Raw genomic sequence first — 17836 nt, 5'->3', positions numbered from 1 at the left:
CACGGAACCTGGACGCGCGGGGTTCGGCCTCGCGCTCACAATGTGAGCAGGAAGGCGAGCACGTCGTCGCGCTCCTGGGGACTGAACGCGCGCGCGTCTCCATGGGCGGGGCCCGCCATCTCCAACACCTTCTTCAACGGGAAGCGCGTGTCCACCACCAGGCGGCCATCCTTCACCCCGTAACCCGCCGAGGCGCTGGTGAGCAGCGGCCACACATCCCACGTGCCCACCAGGGACGGAGGCGCCGCGCCCACCACCAGGTCCTGCTGCTCCAGCCGCAAGGGCAGCGCCACCGGCGTGCCCACGTCCAGGTACTGGCCGCGCGTCGCCGCGTCCTGGTCCAGCGTGTAGAGGGGCGCGGGGTGACAGGCGACACAGCCGCCCTTGCCCTCGAACAGCGCGCGGCCCCGCGCCGGGTGCCCCACGGCTCCGTCGGGGAGCGTCACCGTCGGCGGCGGCGCGCCGTCCCCGCCCCGGTACGGGTTGGGCGGCGTGGCAATCAACGACGAGAAGAGCGTGAGCGCCTCCACCTCCGAGGGCGACGGGTCCGGGTTGTGGAAGCGGTTGCGCGCGCCGACGAAGCTCGCCGTCTCCGCGAGGCTGTGCTGGCTGGCCGGCGTGAAGAAGGGCGGCGTGTCGCGGCTGCCCTGCACGGTGGGCGAGCGGTAGATGCGCAAAGGATACTTCTTCGCGTAGAAGAGCCCGCCGGTGTGCCCCTCGATGTGGCACCCGTCGCAGGTGATGCCCGTGCGGCCCAGGTCCGCGGAGTAGAGCACCTGCCCCAGCTGGCGCTTGGCCTGATGCCGCAGCGCCACCACGGGCAGCCGCCGCGCCACCACCGCCCCGCCCTCGCGCGCCTCGCGCGCGTCCACCACCGCCACCTCGCGGGTGAAGCGGTTGAGCACGTAGAGCCGCTGGCCGTCCTGGGACAGCACCAGCGAGCGCGGCCCCGAGTGCAGCTCCGGGCCCGCGCGGCCCTTGACGGAGAAGTCCTCCGCGGGGCGCACCAGCGGCGTGCCCTCGGGCGGCGCCAGCACCAGCTCCTGCAACACCGCGTCGCGCGCCACCCGGTCGTCGTTGGACACCAGCGCCCGCGCGTCGAGCACGCGCACCTGGCCCAGCGCCACGTCCGCCGCGTAGAGCAGCCCCGCCGCATCATCCAGCGCCAGCCCCTCCGTCATGCCCACGCCGAAGCCCCGGTGGCGCACGAAGTCGCCGGTGGCCGGGTCGATGACGGACACGCCGCTGCTGCCGTGCACCTCCTTGCGCTGGGGCATGGGGCCCACGTTCGGCCCCAGGCTCCCCATGAACAGCCGCCCCAGCCGGGCGCTGGCCACCAGCGAGCGCGGCGCGTGGCCGCCCATCACCTGCGCGCGGAAGGGCTCCGTGCGTCCGCCGACGATGGCCACGCCCGGCCCCGGCGCCACGGTGAACACGGGCGTGCCGTCCCGCAGCCGCAGCAGCTCCACCTGCCCCGTCTGGAGGCTGCCCACCGCGAGCACGTCGCGCCACCGCGCCAGCGCGCGCGGATTGGGGTCCACCGGCGTCGCCCACTGCTCGCGCCCGTCCTCGAGCGACACCGCCCGCACCGTGTCGCGCACCTGCTCGGCGATGTAGGCCACGCCCCGCGCGCCATCCACCTCCAGCCCCGAGGCCCCCAGCGGTGCGGGCCACACCCGCGGCGCGCCGCGCGCCTCCAGCGCATACACCCACAGCTCCGGCTGGAAGCGGTGCACCACGCCCAGGAAGGCCCTGCCGCTCGCGTCCTTCCACGTGGCCAGCGCGGAGGGCCCGTCACCCACGGGGAGCGCCTCCACGTGGCCCGAGCCCACGTCCAGCGCGTACACCGTGTCCGTGGGCGGCGAGACGACGAACAGCGTGCGCCCATCGGGCGAGGCCACCATGCCCGTCAGGTCCGGGAAGGCGGTGTCGTTCACCACCGTGAGCGCGTCCTGTCCCTCGCAGCAGTCCGCCCGCTCCGACACCAGGCGCGCCTCCACCACGACCTGGGGCGAGTCCTCGGGCAGCTTCAGCCCGGAGGGCAGCCGCGCGAAGGCGTGGCGCGAGTCCACCACCCTCAGCGGCAGCTCCAGTGACAGGGGTGGACCCAGTGACAGTCGCAACCCGGTCACCAATTGCTCGCCATGCACGGAGAGCGGCTGGGAGGTCTCGTTGCTGGTGAGCCTGGGGCCCACGCCGGTGAGCCGGGGCCCGGTGGTGGGTGGAGTGGGACCTTGTGCCCGCGGGGGCGGCTGACCCCGGGGCTCCCGCGCGCTGAGCCGGTATCCGACGACACCCGCGGCGGACCAGAGCAGGACGCCCACCGTCAGGAGACTCCATCTGCGCAGCGCGCTCGTCACGCGCGCAGCATCTCTCATCCCCCGCGTCGCCGCGATGATTCTCCGGGCGCTCGCCCGGTTGGACGGCGCCTCCTTGGATTTGGATGCGGAGCGGCACGCCACATTTCCAGTCGGCCGGCAACGCGAGACACGAGTCGTGGAGCACGCGCCCCACATGGGGTGGAGTGCCCCCCACACCTGTCGCACCACGCCTCGTGAATGGCCCTGGAGTGTGCGTTGACAGGTCCATACGCGCATCGCTTAACCTGTTGATGATGCGACGCTTCCTCCTCTGCATGGTCGTCGCCCAGCTCCTCGGCATCGGTACGTTGTTGCACCCGAGCGACGCATGGGCCCAGGGCCGCGGCCGTTCCGCGAAAACAGCGAAGGCCAAGAAGGCGGCGGGCAAGAAGTCCGGCCCCAAGGCTCCGCCCAAGATCGAGACCAAGGGCGCGCCGGTGACGGACCCGGTGACGGGCGAGCCGGACGCCACCGCGTCCGCGGCGCCGCCGCAGCGCGGGCCCTCGCGCATCGACTTCGATGACCGGCTCATCCAGGGTCAGACGAACAAGTCGGGCGCGGTGTATCTGTATGACCGCAAGGAATTGAAGACCCGGTCGATGATCCGCGAGCGCGACAGCTTCCGCGCCGAAACGCTCGCCACCGTGTACGACCAGTAGGGCAGTACCGCCCACCCGCCCTTGAAGGGAGCGTCACCGTTGAGCGGCCAGCCCAGCGTCCTGCAAGTCGTCATCCTCCGCGACGGACTCCTCGTTGGGACGGAAGTGTTCGTCCCCGGCACGTATGCGCTCGGGTCGGACCCGACGTCGGACCTGCGCCTGGATGACCCGGCCGTGGAGCCGCGTCACGCGCTGCTCTACTTCCAGAACGGTCGCGCGGCCATCCAGGACGCGGGCACCGCCACGGGCCTGTTCGTCAACGGCCACCGCGTCACCGCGTGTGAGATCCGCTCGGTGGACGAGGTGCTCTGCGGTCCCTTCGTCCTCAAGACGCGCGTGCTCGCGCAGCGCCCCCAGGAGGTGAAGCCCCAGCCGCCGCCGGAGGTCGCCGCGCTGTTCGGCGCGCCGCAGCCCGCCCCGCCCCAGCCGCCCGCGCCGCAGGCCGCGCCCGTGCGCCAGCTGCGCCCCGTGCAGGCGGCGCCGACGCAGCCGCTCGCCACCACCGTCCCCGCGGTGCGCGCGGTGCCGCAGCAGACCGCGCCCTCCGCCGCGACGCAGGCCATCTATCCGCAGCACGCGGCCCAGCCCGCGGTGGTGCCCATGCCGGCGCCCGTCGCGCCGCAGGCGTCCGTCCACGGCGCGGTCGCGCACGCCGCCCCGCCCGCGCAGCCCATCCCCCTGCACGCGCCGGTGCCCGCGGGCACCGTCCCGTCCGTGCGCCGCCGCGCGACCCAGGAGCCCGCCCCCGCCGCCGCCGCGCCCGTCAACACCGGCATGCTGCTGGCGGACGACCTGCTCGCGGACGTGGCGCTGGACCCGCTCCCCGTCGCCCAGGGCCCGCTGCTGCAAGAGCCGCGCGTCACCGCCTCCCGGCCCACGCACGCGCCGCGCATCGACCCGGGCAAGGGCGCCTCCCAGCTCTACCTGGAGCTGTACTGGGGCACCGTGCGCCGCGACGCGCGCCGCTTCGCGCCGGACAGGAAGAAGCCCGTGGTGGCCTCGCTCGAGCTGCCGGAGGCGATGCCGCTGTGGGGCTTCACGCTGCCGGAGACCGGCGCGCCCTTCACGCTGGCCGAGTCCATCAGCGGCTCCTTCCGCCTCTTCGTGCCCCCGGGCACCGAGGTCGAGAAGAGCGGCTCCGACGGCCGCTTCACGCCCGTCACCGGGGCCTCGCTCGAGTCCGACGGCAGCCGCCGCTTCATCACGCTGCGCGAGGGCGTGGGCGCCCGGCTGACGCAGGGGCAGATGTCGCTCGTCGCCTACGCGGCGCCCGTGCCCGCGCGCGTGTTCGTCAACCCGCTGCGCGGCCTGCCGTGGCTGGCGCTGACGTGCTTCGCGCTGTTCGCGTCGGGCCTGGGCGCGTTCATCGCGCTCAAGCCGCCCACGCCGGAGACGGCGGACTTCACGCAGAAGAACCTGCCGCCCGTGGCGCTGCGCCTCATCGCCCCCGAGCCCAAGAAGAAGGAGGAGGCGAAGAAGAAGCTGGAGGCGCTCAAGGAGAAGGCCAAGCCGGTGAAGAAGGAGGAGGCGAAGGTGGCGGAGAAGGCGCCGCCCAAGCCGGTGGAGAAGACGCCGCCGCCTCCCCAGCCCGCCAAGGCCGTGGCCGCCGCGCCGCCGGAGAACAAGGCGCTCAAGGCGCTCGCGAAGCTGTCGGCCGCGGGCCCCGCCACCAACGACCTGCTGGCCGCGGTGGACAAGCTGGGCAGCGGGCCGGGCAGCAAGAACGTGAAGAACTCCAACTACAAGCTGTCGGGCCTCATCGGGAAGGCGCCCATCGCCAACGCGGGCCTGGGCACCTTCGGCCTGGGCGGCGGCGGCAAGGGCGGCGGCGCCACGCTGGGCGCGGAGCTGTTGCGCGGCAAGGGCGGCGGCGGCATCGGCGCCCTGGGCGCGGGCTCGGTGGGCAAGGGCAAGGTGGGAGGCACCGTCACGCGCGCCACCGCGCGCAGCATCGCCTCCACGCAGGGCACGGTGGACCGCGAGGCCGTGGCGCGCGTCATCAACAGCCACCTGAACGAGGTGCACGGCTGCTACGAGCGCGCGCTGCTCAAGGACCCGGGCCTGGCCGGCAAGGTGGTGCTCGAGTGGACCATCGGCGCCAACGGCCGCGTGGCCGCGGCGAAGACCAAGTCCTCCACGCTGCGCAACGCCTCCGTCGAGGCGTGCATCCTCTCCAACCTGAAGACCTGGACCTTCCCCGCCCCCAAGGGCGGCGTGGTCATCATCACCTACCCGTTCCTCTTCAACTCCGTCGGCTACTGACGCGAGGGGGCCCACCCCCTCCCCCCGCGTTCCGTTCCGCTCATCCGCCAGGAAGCCCCCACCGTGCGATACGCCCTGCTCATCCTCTTGTTCCTGGCGCCCGGCCTTGCCCGCGCGCAGGCCGAGGCGCTCGAGAACCCCGGCTCCGTCTCCGCCATCCAGGAGCGGCAGTACCGGATGCACCACGAGCTGTACCTCGGCGTCGGCGTGCTGCCGGCGGACGCCTTCTACAAGGGCCTCACCGGGAGCGTCTCGTACACGTACCACTTCAGCGACACGTTCGCGTGGCAGGTGGGCCGGGGCACGTACAGCTACAACATCCAGACGTCGCTGCGCCGCCAGTTGGAGCGCGACTTCGACGTGGCCCCCACCGCGTCCGCGTTCGAGGACCAGGTGCAGTGGATGGTGGGCTCCGACCTGGTGTGGAGCCCGCTGTACGGCAAGACGGCGGTGCTCAACAGCTCCGTGCTGCACTTCGAGGCGTTCCTGCTCGGCGGCGGCACGGTGGTCAAGATTGACCGGCAGGACGGCTTCCGCCCCGCCGTCAACCTGGGCCTGGGCGTGCGCATGTTCTCCGGCAAGACGGTGTCGTTCCGGTTGGACGTGTCCAACAACGTCGTCTTCGCCGGCGCCTCGCGCATCATCAACGTCCCGGTCGTCCAGCTCGGAACCGCGTTCAACTTCGGCGCCACGGAATGACTTCCCGCTCACTCATCGCCGCGCTCGCCAGCGCCGCGCTCGTCGTGTCTCCAGCGGCCGCCCGCGCCCAGTCCGGCGCCGGCGCGCTGCCCATGCCACCACCCCCGGGGAACGCGAAGCCCGCGTCCGCCCCCGCCACGCCGCCCGCGTCCGGCGCGCCCGCCGCCAAGCCCGCGGAGGGCAGCGCCGCGCCAGGAACGCCCGCCGCCGCGCCCGGGGCCGACAAGAAGCCCGAGGGCGACAAGAAGGCCGAGGCCCCACCGGCGTCGCTGCCGCAGAAGGTGGACCCGGCCACGTTCGACCGCGCGCTGCAGGACTACTTCGACGGCAAGCCGCGCGACGCCGCCGGCCCCCTGTACGCCTGGCTCGAGGCCGCGCCCAAGACGGACGACAACTACGCCTGGGGCCAGTACTTCCTGGCCAGGAGCCTCATCGACCTGGGGCTCACGCACGCGGGCGCGTCGTACCTGGCGCGCATCGCGCGGGAGCGCTCCAACCCCAACGTCATCCCGCGCGCGCTCGACGCCCTCAAGGCGCTGACGGACCAGCCGCACGATGACGTGATGATCGACGAGCAGGTGTTCGGCGCGCTGGACCTGGGCTTTTTGCCCGAGGACACGGGCGCGTACGCGCACTACCAGCAGGGCCTGGTGGACCTGCGCGTGGGCAACGAGCGCTGGGCCAACACGCACTTCGCCAAGCTGTCGGAGACGAGCGCGGAGGCGAGCCACGCGAAGTTCGCGCTGCTCGTCACCCGGCTCAAGCAGGTGAAGGAGCCGTCCGAGGAGCTCATCTCGGACTTCCTCACGCTGTCCAAGGACGAGAAGCTCACCCGCTCGGCGCGCAACGAGGCGGCGCTCGCGGTGGCCCGCCTGCGCTACGAGCGCCAGGACTACACGGGCGCGCTGGAGGCCTACAACCTGGTGAAGCTGCCCCAGCTGGACCCGGGCCGCGCCAGCCTCTACCTGGAGGAGGCGTGGACCCGCTACAAGCTGGGCGAGCCGCGCGCGTCGCTGGGCATCCTCACCACGCTGGACGCGCCGTCCTTCCGCGACGAGTTCCTGCCGGACAAGTACCTCTTGCGCGCGCTCATCTACCGCGACCTGTGCCACTACCTGCCCGCCAAGCGCGCCGCCAAGGAGCTCACGCGCCGCTTCGCGGACTCGCTGGAGGCGGTGCGCAACCGCGATGACCTGACGCAGGACATCCGCCTGCGCCGCGCGGCCAACTCGCACGGCGGCACGAAGCGCGCCTCTCGCTTCGTGGAGACGCTGGATTTGGAGGGCGAGCGCCTGGGCCGCTACGCCGGCAGCTTCGGCGACCGGCTCTTCACCCACCTGACGAAGCTCTATGACCTGTCCCGCGCGGAGGCCGTGCGGGTGTACGACGCGCGGCTGGCCAAGGCGGTGCGGCAGGAGGCGGACACGCTCTTGCGCGCGGCCGAGCAGGTGCGGCTGATGGAATACGAAGTGGGACTGAAGCTGTACGAGCGCGTGAAGAAGGGCTCCAAGCTGGTGGTGCCGGTGGACGAGCCCCTGTTGACGCCCGACAGCGTCGCCTTCCGCTTCGACGGCGAGTACTGGAACGACGAGCTCAAGTCGTACCGGGTCAGCATCGAGAGCCGCTGCATCGAGGAGACCCCATGACCGGCCAGCTTACCGGCCTGATTGCCGCCGCCCTGCTGGCGGCCGCCCCTGGAAGCCCGGGCCGCAACGCCGCGGGCTTCAACCCCATCGTGTCCAAGGCGAAGGAGCGCGACGAGCTCATCGCCAAGCTCAAGCGCGACATCTTCAAGGTGGACCGCGCCATCGGCGAGACGGAGAAGCTCATCTCCAAGAGCCGCAACGCGCCGTACCTGCCGGACCTCCAGTTCCGGCTGGCCGAGCTCTACGTGGAGAAGAGCCGCTACGTGTACTACCTGCAGGCCGAGTCCCGGCCCGAGGGAGCCACGGGCGCCATCGTCTCTCCCGAGACGCGGCTGATGAAGCAGAAGGCGGTGCAGATGTACTACCGCCTCCTGCGCGAGTACCCGGACTTCAAGGACGGCGACCAGGTGACGTTCTACCTGGCGCACGAGCAGCGCGAGCTCGGCCAGTTCGACGAGATGCTCAAGACGCTGGGCGATTTGACGCGCAAGTTCCCCAACAGCCCGCTCAGGCTGGAGGCGGAGCAGATTCTCGGCGACCACTTCTTCGACAAGGCCGACCTGGTCGAAGCGGAGAAGCACTACCAGGCCATCCTCGAGGCGCCGCCCTCCCCTGTTCACGACCTGGCCCGCTACAAGATGGGCTGGATTCGCGTGAACCAGGCCAAGCACGCGGAGGCGGTGACGTTCTTCGAGGCCGCGGCCGCGAGCGCGCCCCTGCCGGGCGTGGACGTGAAGAAGGCGCTCAACGTCAAGCGCGAGGCGCTGCTGGACCTGGTCTACAGCTACACCGAGGCGAAGCCGCCCAAGGGCGCGCTCAACTACTTCGAAAAGCTCAGCGACAGCCGGGCCACGTACGCGCTCGCGCTGGACAAGCTGGGCAACCGCTACTTCATCAAGCAGCAGTACGAGTGGGCCATCCCCGCGCTGCGCAAGCTGATGGAGATCCAGCACGACCCGGAGATGGACCTGGAGCGGAGCCAGAAGCTCTACGACGCGCTCAAGGCGTCCAAGGGCAAGGTGCTGCCGGAGCCGGAGGACCTGCGCGTGCTGGTGCGCGCGGCGGTGCAGAGCAAGACGGACCCGGAGCTGGTGGAGGTCGAGCGCAAGAAGCAGCTCGCGGAGCTGGAGGAGATGGGCCGCGACCTGGCCACCCAGCTGCACCTGGCGGCGCAGAAGAAGGAGGAGAAGGAGCTCTACCTGAGCACCGCCGAGGCGTACGAGGCGTACCTGAGCCTCTTCCGTCCCGAGCAGTACGTGCGGCCGATGATGAAGAACCGCGCGGAGGCGCTCTTCTCCGCCAAGGCCTTCCCGGAGGCGGCGCGCCAGTTCGAGGAGCTGGCCCGCTACGAGGCCAAGGCCAAGGACGTGAAGGGCGAGGAGGACGCCATCTACGCGGCGCTGCTCGCGCACTTCTCCACGCTCAAGCCGGAGGAGGCGCTCAAGCGCAACGCGTATGAGGTGGCGGACGCGCGCCAGGCCATGAAGCTGCTCGGCGCGGAGTACGTGTCGCGCTACCCCAAGAGCCCCAACGCCCTGGACGTGAAGTTCAACATCGCGCGCGCCTTCTACGAGGACGGCGACTACCCCAAGGCCGCGGAGCTGTTCACCGCCTTCGCCCTCTCCCACCCGCAGCACAAGGAGTCCACCGTCGCCGGCAACCTGGCGCTGGACAGCCTGCGGCAGGTCAACGACTTCAAGGGCCTGGACGAGACGGGCAAGAAGTTCCTCGGCGCGCCCTTGCCGGGCAACTTCCGCGCGGAGGTGCAGAAGATCCTCACGCAGAGCCGCGCGGAGGCGCTCGACGAGCTGGCCTTGCAGAGCGCCCAGGAGACGGGCGACGTCATCCAGGGCCTCGTGAAGGTGGCCGACGAGAACAAGAACAGCGACATCGGCGAGAAGGCCCTGTACGGCGCCTTCACGGCGGCGCGCGAGAAGAGGGACCTGCAGGCCGAGCGCGAGCTGGGCTCCAAGCTGTCGCAGGACTACCCCAAGAGCCAGTACCTGTCGGACGTGCTCCTGACGCTCGGCCGTCACGCGGCGGAGGCGGCGGCGTTCGGCGAGGCGGCCAGCTGGTTCGAGCAGGTGGGCCAGAAGCTGGGCTCGGACGTGGCCGGCGTGGACGGGTGGCTTGCGGGCGCGCGGCTGCGCATGGCGCTGGGTGAGTACAAGGAGGCCGCGCGCAACCTGGAGACGGCGGCGGAGTCCTCCGGCGCTCGCAAGGGCGACGTGCTGGTGCTGCTGGCCGAGGCGCGGCTGAAGGCGAAGGACTACTCGCGCGCGAAGCTGGCCGCGGAGGCCGCGCTGAAGCAGGACCCGAGGAGCGCGGGCGCGGCGGCGGTGCTCGCCGAGGTGCAGGCGACCACGGCGCCCACGGCGAGCGCGGACGCGCTGGTGGCCACGCTCACCACGGCGGTGCAGGGCCCCAACGGCCAGACGGAAGAGGCGGCCAAGGGCCTGTGGTACCTCGGCGAAATCCTCTACCGCGGCTACAAGGACCTGCCCTCCGACAAGGTGGAGGAGAAGGTCGCCGCGCTGCAGGGCCTGGAGGGCATCTACACGCAGGCCGCGTCGCTGGGTTATCCCGAGTGGGCGGTGGCGTCGCTGTGGCGGCTGGCGCTGGCGTACGGGCACATCGCGGACGTGGTGGAGTCCACGCCGGTGCCGGGCGGGCTGTCGGCCTCCGAGTCGCAGCAGTTCCAGGCGGCGGTGAAGGAGCAGGTCGGGCCGCTCAAGGCGCGCTCCGAGGAGGCCTTCAAGGCGTGTCTGTCCCGCGCCGAGTCGCTGGAGGTCTTCAACGCCGCGGTGGTGGGCTGCCGTGCCCGCTCCGAGCAGGCGTCGCTGCCGGTGCCGCAGCCGGGCGCGCCGATGCAGTCGGCCGCGCTGGACGAGCTGCGCAAGAAGGCCGAGCGCACGCTCAGCGTGGAGGCGCTGGAGGCGCTGGGCATGGCGTACCTGGACGCGCGGCAGTTCGGCGTGGCGCAGCTGACGTTCGGCCGCGTGACGGAGTTGCAGGACACCAAGGCCTCGGCGCACTCGGCGCTGGGCTGGGCGCTGCTCAACATGGGCGACGCGATGGGCGCGCGCGAGGCCTACGCCAAGGCGATGGACTCCGACCCCACCTACGACAAGGCCCGCCTCAACCTGGCCGCGCTGCGCTGCCGCTTCGGCGACGTGGACGGGGCCCGGCGGGAGCTGGCGGTCCTCAAGGACGTGGGCTCGCTCACGGGCTCGGACGTGGACAGCGCGGGCTGGAAGGCGTGCAAGTGAGCCCGGGCATCCACGCCACGTCCATCTCCAGCGTCCGGCCCCTCCGGGGGCTGGCGCTGGCGGCCGTGCTGGTGGCCGGCCTGTGCGCGTGCGGCGACGAGGGCGGCCGGCTGGAGGGCAGCGTCTCTCCGCTGCTCGACTTGCGCTACACGCGCGCGGAGGCGGTGCTGGCGGAGGGCGAGCTGTCCATCAACTTCGTCAAGCCCCAGGGGCCGGGCGTCAACACGCTCCTGAAGGTCAGCGCGCGCGTGGGGGACATGATTCCCGAGGGCTATACGGGCGGGTTGGACATCAACCTGGCCGAGGTCCTGGAGGGTGGCGCGCAGCGGGGCGCCATCGGCCGCAGCGTGCTGGACGAGCCGGCGCGCGTCTTCCCTCCGCTCGAGCGGGGCTCGCTGGTGGTCCAGCGGATTCCCACGGCGCAGGGCCAGCGCATCAGCGGCGAGTTCCACGTCACGTTCGTCAACGGCACCGACATCTATTCCGGCCGCACCATCTTCGGCAGCTTCGAGGCCACCGTTCCATGAAGCACTTGCTCCTGCTCACCCTTCCCCTGCTCGCCGCCGGCTGCGGCTCCAGCTACGGCATGAAGGTGCCCAACTCGTTGGTGAAGAAGCTCCCGTTCGAGGTCCGCATCGAGCTGCTCGAGGCGGAGAACGAGCTGGCGCTCGCCGTCGACAAGGTGGACGAGGCGAACAACGAAATCGACCGGGCCCGCGACAACATCCGCCGCGCCAAGGACCGCCAGGAGGCGGCCGAGGACGAGGTGGACCGCGCCACGGACGAGGTATCGCGCGAGGTGGCGAAGCTGGCCATCGAGGAGTCCGAGGCGCGCGTGGAATACCTGCGCGCGAAGCAGCGGCTGTCGGTGGGCCTGCGGGACGTGTCGGAGCTGGCGCGCGACTGCGCCTTCGCGAAGTTCGAGCTGGCCAAGCTGACGTCGGCCCGCAAGGCGAAGGTGCAGGGCAGCGAGGAGCTGGACCCGAAGGAGTACGAGGAGCAGGTGGCCGAGTGCGAGGCGGAGGTGAAGTCGGAGAGGGCCGAGCTCGCCGAGGAAGAGAAGGAAGAGAAGGCGGCGCGTGAGGCGTGGGAGGCGAAGAAGTCCGCCCTCGCCAAGAAGACGTTCGACGCGCGCGCCAGTCCCTACGTGGAGAACCTGTGATGACGAAAGCCGGCGTCCTAGTCCTCCAGTTGCTCACCGCCCAGGCGCCTCCCCCCGACGCGGCGGCGCTCGAACGCACCGCGGCGGTGGAGAGTGCCCGGTTGCGCGCGTCCCCGGACGACGCCGACGCCCTCTACCGTCTGGGCACGGCCTTCCTCGCGCTGAACAAACCGAAGAAGGCGGTGGAGCCGCTGACGAAGCTGGTGGAGCTGGAGCCGGAGCTCGTCCCGCCGAGGCTGGCGCTGGGACGCGCGCTCAGGCTGGCGGGCGACGCGCAGAAGGCGCGCACGCTGCTGGATCAGGCCATCGCGGCCTTCCCCGAGGACGCGACGCTGCGCTCGGAGCGAGGGCTGCTGGCGCGCGTGCTGGACGAGACGGACGTGGCCATCAGCCAGTACTCGGTGGCGGTGGAGCTGGCGCCGCAGGACGCGGAGCTGCGCTTCAACCTGGGTGAGGCGCTGCAGCGCGCCAACCGCACGGACGACGCCATCGAGGCGTACCGCGAGGCGCTGAAGCTCAACGCGCAGCTGAACGTCGCGCGCATCAACCTGGGCAAGGCGCTGGCGGAGAAGGGGCTCAACGGCGAGGCGAAGGCGACCTTGCGCGAGGCCACGCGCGAGAAGCTGGGCGACGCGGAGGCGCACTACAACCTGGGCGTCATCCTGCTGCGCGAGAACGACTTCGACGGCGCCATCGGCGAGTACCAGCGCGCCATCGCGGCGGACCCGAAGCACGCGCGCGCGCAGAACAACCTGGGCGTGGCGCTCAACGAGAAGGGCGACCCGCGCAAGGCCACCGACGCGTTCATCAAGGCCATCGCGGCGGACCCGAAGTACGCGGAGGCGCACTTCAACCTGGGGCTCGCGTACTACCAGCTGGGCGACAACGTGCGCGCCACCAAGGCCTTCGAGAAGGCGCTGGTGCTCGAGCCGCGTCGGGCCAGTGGCCCGTACACGCAGCTGGGCCACCTGTACCTGGAGCAGGGCAAGAAGAAGCAGGCGGTGGAGGCGTTCAAGAAGGCCATCGAGAAGAGCTCCGACGACGGCAAGAAGACGACGGAGGCGTACCAGGGCCTCGCCCGGGCGTACCTCTCGCTGGGCAAGGCGGACGAGGCGGTGGCCACGCTGAAGACGGCGGTGGAGGCGTTCCCCAAGGACGCGGCGGCGCGCGCGGGTTACGGCGAGGCGCTCAAGGCCAAGGGTGACCTGGATGGCGCCATCGCGGAGTACGAGGAGTGCGTCGCCCTGTCGCCGACGGTGGAGAACCGGCTGGCGCTGGCGGACACGTACGCGAAGAAGCGCGTGGCGGCGAAGGCGCAGCCCCTGTTCCTGGGCGTGCTGAAGGAGGACCCGAACCACCGCGCGGCGAAGCTGGGGCTGGCGGACCTGCTGATGGCGATGGGGGACTACCCTGGCGCGGAGACGTACCTGCGTCCGAAGGAGGGCGAGGAGGCCGACACGGCGGCGCTGGCGCGGCTGGGCATCGTCCACTCGCGGCGCGGGCGGCCGGAGCAGGCGGTGACGGAGCTGGAGGCGGTGGTGGCCAAGGACCCGGCGCAGATTGAAGCGCGCGCGGAGCTGGGCTTCCTGTACCTGCGTGGTGGTGATGGGGCGAAGGCGCGCAAGGTGCTGAGTGATGCACTGGCGGTGGAGCCTCGCAACGCGCTGACGTTGTTGTACCTGGGCCATGCGCTGTACCAGCAGGGCAACACGAAGGACGCGGAGAAGTCCTTCCGGGGCTCCGCGCAGATGGACCCGACGTTCGCCGAGCCGCACAACGCCCTGGGGCAGTTGCTCGAGGCGACCCAGCGCGTGGATGAGGCGAAGCAGGAGTATCAGACGGCACTGAAGCTCCAGCCGAATCACGAGGATGCGCAAATCGCCCTGAAGCGACTGGGTGGTGCCGCGTCCGCGAAGGCGGAGTAGTCAGCCGGCGGGTGGATGCCCGCCCTCGTCGACCCGGGGCCACGGCCCTGGCCCGGGTCCGAGTGGCGGAGATTCGCGCCGGGATGCCGAGCAGCACCGACTGACGCGAGCACCGTGTCCGCGCTGGCGCGTCCCCCCGGCCAGCGGCTTCACGCCAGCGGGCACAGCAGCGCCTCCTCCTGAGCTCACTCCGCCTGGGCGGTTGTTACGCCGGGATGCCGAGCAGCACCGCGCCCACGGACACGAGCACCGCGCCCGAGAGCTGACGGTGTCCGAGCCGTTCCCCCTGGAACGCGGCAAGCAGCAGCGCGAAGGCGATGGACGTGTTGCGCAGCGTGAGCACCACCCCTGCCCCGCTGTCACTCAACGCCGTCAGCAGCAGCGAGAAGGACAGCATGCTGATGGTTCCCCCGATGAGCACCAGCCAGGGCCGGCTCCACGCCTGTCGCAGGAGTTCCATCCAGCCGAGCTGTCGCCCGCGCTCCACCATCAACACTGGGAGCGCGATGAGCAGGCCCGTGGTGAACAGGGCGGGCGGCAGCGCGCGCTCCGCCAGCGCCAGCTTGTAGCTCAGGTGATAGCCAGCAATCGCCACCGCCGACAGCGCCGCCCACGCGACGCCCGAGGCCGCGCGTCCCTGAGGACGCGACACGTGCATCACCACCAGCCCCGCGCCCAACACCCACGCGCCCGTCAGTGACCACACGGACACGCGCTCCGCCAGCAGCAGCACCGACACCGGCCACACCAGCAACATCGCGCCACCGCGCGACACCGTGTAGGCGAGCCCCAGCGGTGCTCGGTGCAGGGCTCGCGCGAGCGCCACCAGGTAGACGCTCTCGCACGCTCCCGCGCACAGCGCCCACATCAATCCTCGCGTCGTCGGGAACGCCTCGCCCCTCATCCCGAGCGCCCACAGTCCTCCGCCCACTGTCGCCACGGTGATGACGCCCACCACCCCGGCCTCGGGGTTCGGATGCCGCTTGAGCATCGCGTTCCACGACGCGTGAAGGAACGCGGACAGCAACACCAACACCAGGGCAGCGGTCTGCAACGAGGCACCTCGGAACGACGAGGCCCCGTATCTACTCCAGCCCCCCCGCTCGGGTCCTCATCTGCTCACGGCACGTCGGAGTCACTCCCCGAGAGGAACCGGGCCGGCAACACCGGCCCCGTGGGTGCGGGAGGTCGCTCGAGCCGACTCGCACGTCCGAAGGTGTACCGCGCCTCCGCGTGCGCCCCGAAGGACCCGCCTCGAGCCTGCGCGGACAACACCAGGTCCGTCTCCGGAACCACGCCGGGAGCAACCGCCACCACACAGGGCGTCACCCGAGCATGGGCCCCCGCGCTCCTCGGCAACACGAACTCCGTGGAGCCCTCGACGACACGCGCACCCTCGGGGAGCACGATGCTCACCTCGATGTCCGCGTCGAAACCCGCGCGTCGCTCCACCTCGGCCACGAGTGACAGAGCACCGTCCTCGGACACCACCTCGCGCCAATCGACCCGCATCGGCGCGGGCATTCGCGACGTCAGCCCCCTCGGCGCGCCCGTGGCACTTCCCGAGTGGACATGTTCGTCCGACGAGGTCCGGGGTTCTTCCTCGCGACCGCGCGAAGAAGGTGTCCGCAAGAACGCCTCTCGCACCTGATGACGTGCTCCCGACTCGCGCACCACGGCGGTCGCCGTCGACACGCTCCCGCGAGACGAGGCCCGAGCAGGTGCCTCCACTTCGCGCGCCATCCGAGGCGCGACACGTGAAGACACTCCATGGCCCACGGCCGCGCCCTCCTGCTGTGAGAGCGGCGGCGAAGGCTCCAGACTCCTACGCGGTCGCCCTCGGGCTCGCTCCACTCCCGAGGCCACTCCCGCCGAGAGCGCTCCCACCAACGCCAGCGCCAGCACCGCACCCGCGATGCGCCGTCGAGGACTCGCGAGCCACCTCATGGGCGACCCGCGTCCACTTCCCATCATCGACACGACGAACTCCCTACGGCCCCTGGCGCGAACATGGACATGCTCCGCTCACCTGCACAGGGGCGCGTGGCTCGGATACGGATACGCCACGGAGGGCTCGGTGGCGGCGTCCATCAGCTCGCGGGGAAAGCCTCCGCACATGAGCGCATCCAGGAAGTCCGCCAGACACGGCGCGGCCTCCAGCGTCTCCGCCACATCCACGGGCGTCCCCTCCTCCATGCGCCACGTGTGCTTGCGATAGCCACGCGCCCACGGAGCCAGGTTCATCGCCGGAGCCGCGAGCGACTCGTACAACAGCTGCCGCGACGGCGTGCTCGTGCCCAGCCGATAGAGGATGGCGGCCACCTCGTTCTCCTCGATGGGCTGGAGCAGCCCGTCCTCGGGACGAGGCCGGCTCCACGCAATCATCTCCGGTGAGCGTGTCTCCAGGTCCAGCCAGAACATCGTCCCGCCCTGGCGGTCGTAGTAGCGGGGACTGCCACGTGTGTCCGAGCTGAACCATGTGGCCCACCCCTCGCTCCACGCCTGACCCGGAAACGTCGGCACGCCCAGGAAATGAGGCCCGCCCTCGGCCGGGCTCGTCCCATGGCTCGCCATGGCCCAGTGTCCCAGCTCGTGGAGCACCATCGCCTCGGACCACCACGCCGCATCCGAGTCCCCGGGCAGCCAGAGCTGCGCGGACCAGCGGCGCCCCACCGCCGTCACCTGCCACGGCGCGAAGCACGCCCCACAGGACCACGTCGTGCCGAAGCCCAGCCAGGCCACCAGCGGCAGCCCCGTGTCGCCATATCGCTCCCGCGTCCCGTGCCACGCCGCGCTCACCGCCTCGAACACCGCCGCGGCCCCGGAGCCCTCGGACTCCTCGATGGCGACCACGGGTGAATCGAGCAGCGCACGCGTCGGCCTCGACCAGCTCCAGATGCGCGCCGAGGAACCAGGCGTCGCGGGCACGCCCTGCGCACCCGACAGTCCCGGGTCCGCCACCGCGTACTCCACCAACCCCGTCTGCCCCTGCCCCGCCGCGTACACCACCACGGCGTCCTCCGCGCCCACCTCCCGCGCCACGCGCACCGTGAATCGCCCCGAGCCATCCGTCACGGCCAGGTCCACGAGCGCCCCGCCCTGGAACGACGCGACGAGGAAGCCCCGCGCGGACACCCACTCCGCCTCCGGCGCCCAGTCGCGGAACGACGCGTCCGGCAGTCGCCGCGCATAGCGGGCCACGCCGCTCAGCGTCCGCCCGGGAGCGCCGCAGAAACCGCGGTTCCCCTCCGCCACACAGCCCGCGTCACACGCGGCGGATGCCCAGCGCCCATCCGCGCAGCGCTCCAGCGCGCCCGCGTCGGAGCAACGGGACATGCCCTCCACACAGGCCGCCGCGGCCTCGCAGTGCGCGCCGCCTGCTTCCACACAGGCCTCGCCCATCGCGCAGTCCCGCTGCTGGAGCTGTCCATCGACACAGCGCTCCACCACGCGAGGGCCCAGACATCGCCCCTCGGGGGGAAGCGCGTCACAGGCGATGCGCATCCGAGGGCTCTCCTCGGGCAGGGCGCCGCACGCGCTCTGTCGGCACGCCTCATCGGAGGGCTCGCACGCGGAATCGCAGGGCGCGCCCGCGCCGCACGCCAGCAACCCCACGCTCCACACCACCAGCGCCCACGCTCGCACCGCGGACTCGAAACCCACCAGGGGGACATCCTCCACGCCCGCCACACTGGTGACGGGTGCGCGGCAGGACAACACGCGCTCCTCCGAGGACTGCAGGAGCAGGAAGCGCGGGGGTCCCCTGCTCGCTCGCATCCGAGCGCGCACTCTGTCCATCAGGAGACAACAGCAGCTGGAACACCGCCTGCCCGGCTGCTCCACGCCCGAGGACG

Annotated in this window: 12 protein-coding genes; 8 read left to right on the top strand and 4 right to left on the bottom strand. The window is 71.6% G+C overall.

Annotated features, from left to right (window positions below; genetic code table 11):
• Positions 1-35 precede the first annotated feature (35 nt).
• Positions 36-2378 carry an MtsA protein gene (locus K8640_RS06980; RefSeq protein ID WP_223746350.1) on the bottom strand — a complete coding sequence of 781 codons (2343 nt, stop codon included), beginning with the start codon at positions 2376-2378 and terminating at the stop codon, positions 36-38.
• Between the two features lie 233 nt (positions 2379-2611).
• On the opposite strand from K8640_RS06980, the gene K8640_RS06975 reads away from it, so the two are divergent.
• From K8640_RS06975 to K8640_RS06940, 8 genes are all read left to right on the top strand, one after another.
• Positions 2612-3019: a hypothetical protein gene (locus K8640_RS06975; RefSeq protein WP_223746349.1), complete on the top strand. Its 408-nt coding sequence runs from the start codon at positions 2612-2614 to the stop codon at positions 3017-3019.
• A gap of 39 nt (positions 3020-3058) precedes the next feature.
• Positions 3059-5281 carry an AgmX/PglI C-terminal domain-containing protein gene (locus K8640_RS06970; protein ID WP_223746348.1) on the top strand — a complete coding sequence of 741 codons (2223 nt, stop codon included), beginning with the start codon at positions 3059-3061 and terminating at the stop codon, positions 5279-5281.
• A 63-nt stretch (positions 5282-5344) separates the two neighbouring features.
• A complete protein-coding gene (locus tag K8640_RS06965) occupies positions 5345-5980 on the top strand; it encodes an outer membrane beta-barrel domain-containing protein (protein WP_046711417.1) in 636 nt (211 codons plus the stop codon).
• On the top strand, positions 5977-7626 hold the full coding sequence (locus K8640_RS06960) for a hypothetical protein (protein WP_223746347.1): 1650 nt from the start codon (positions 5977-5979) through the stop codon (positions 7624-7626). Before K8640_RS06965 ends, K8640_RS06960 begins: the two co-directional genes overlap by 4 nt.
• Positions 7623-10895 carry a tetratricopeptide repeat protein gene (locus tag K8640_RS06955; protein WP_223746346.1) on the top strand — a complete coding sequence of 1091 codons (3273 nt, stop codon included), beginning with the start codon at positions 7623-7625 and terminating at the stop codon, positions 10893-10895. The genes K8640_RS06960 and K8640_RS06955 overlap by 4 nt, the downstream gene beginning before the upstream one ends.
• Positions 10892-11422, top strand: coding sequence for a hypothetical protein (locus K8640_RS06950; RefSeq protein ID WP_223746345.1), 531 nt, complete (start codon positions 10892-10894; stop codon positions 11420-11422). Before K8640_RS06955 ends, K8640_RS06950 begins: the two co-directional genes overlap by 4 nt.
• Positions 11419-12057 (top strand): hypothetical protein, encoded by a 639-nt coding sequence (locus K8640_RS06945; protein ID WP_223746344.1) that lies wholly within the window; start codon positions 11419-11421, stop codon positions 12055-12057. The genes K8640_RS06950 and K8640_RS06945 overlap by 4 nt, the downstream gene beginning before the upstream one ends.
• Positions 12057-13982 carry a tetratricopeptide repeat protein gene (locus tag K8640_RS06940; protein WP_223746343.1) on the top strand — a complete coding sequence of 642 codons (1926 nt, stop codon included), beginning with the start codon at positions 12057-12059 and terminating at the stop codon, positions 13980-13982. Before K8640_RS06945 ends, K8640_RS06940 begins: the two co-directional genes overlap by 1 nt.
• Before the next feature lie 205 nt (positions 13983-14187).
• Here K8640_RS06940 and K8640_RS06935 read toward each other — a convergent pair whose 3' ends face one another.
• From K8640_RS06935 to K8640_RS06925, 3 genes are all read right to left on the bottom strand, one after another.
• Complete coding sequence (locus tag K8640_RS06935; RefSeq protein WP_223746342.1) at positions 14188-15036, bottom strand: DMT family transporter; 849 nt, start codon at positions 15034-15036, stop codon at positions 14188-14190.
• A 65-nt stretch (positions 15037-15101) separates the two neighbouring features.
• Positions 15102-15494 carry a hypothetical protein gene (locus tag K8640_RS06930; protein ID WP_223746341.1) on the bottom strand — a complete coding sequence of 131 codons (393 nt, stop codon included), beginning with the start codon at positions 15492-15494 and terminating at the stop codon, positions 15102-15104.
• Positions 15495-16007: 513 nt separating this feature from the next.
• Positions 16008-17759 carry a hypothetical protein gene (locus K8640_RS06925; RefSeq protein WP_223746340.1) on the bottom strand — a complete coding sequence of 584 codons (1752 nt, stop codon included), beginning with the start codon at positions 17757-17759 and terminating at the stop codon, positions 16008-16010.
• Positions 17760-17836: the final 77 nt, after the last annotated feature.

It is taken from the genome of Myxococcus sp. XM-1-1-1, from assembly GCF_020037095.1.
GTDB classification, from domain to species: domain Bacteria; phylum Myxococcota; class Myxococcia; order Myxococcales; family Myxococcaceae; genus Myxococcus; species Myxococcus fulvus.
Note: the sequence above shows the minus strand (reverse complement) of the source record. Positions and strands in the feature narration are given on the sequence as shown.

Excerpts from the sequence above, each read along its gene's own strand:
- K8640_RS06980 (WP_223746350.1), bottom strand. The coding sequence starts at position 2,378 with ATGAGAGATGCTGCGCGCGTGACGAGCGCGCTGCGCAGATGGAGTCTC.
- K8640_RS06975 (WP_223746349.1), top strand. The coding sequence starts at position 2,612 with ATGATGCGACGCTTCCTCCTCTGCATGGTCGTCGCCCAGCTCCTCGGC.
- K8640_RS06960 (WP_223746347.1), top strand. The coding sequence starts at position 5,977 with ATGACTTCCCGCTCACTCATCGCCGCGCTCGCCAGCGCCGCGCTCGTC.
- K8640_RS06955 (WP_223746346.1), top strand. The coding sequence starts at position 7,623 with ATGACCGGCCAGCTTACCGGCCTGATTGCCGCCGCCCTGCTGGCGGCC.
- K8640_RS06945 (WP_223746344.1), top strand. The coding sequence starts at position 11,419 with ATGAAGCACTTGCTCCTGCTCACCCTTCCCCTGCTCGCCGCCGGCTGC.
- K8640_RS06940 (WP_223746343.1), top strand. The coding sequence starts at position 12,057 with ATGACGAAAGCCGGCGTCCTAGTCCTCCAGTTGCTCACCGCCCAGGCG.
- K8640_RS06930 (WP_223746341.1), bottom strand. The coding sequence starts at position 15,494 with ATGCGGGTCGATTGGCGCGAGGTGGTGTCCGAGGACGGTGCTCTGTCA.
- K8640_RS06925 (WP_223746340.1), bottom strand. The coding sequence starts at position 17,759 with ATGCGAGCGAGCAGGGGACCCCCGCGCTTCCTGCTCCTGCAGTCCTCG.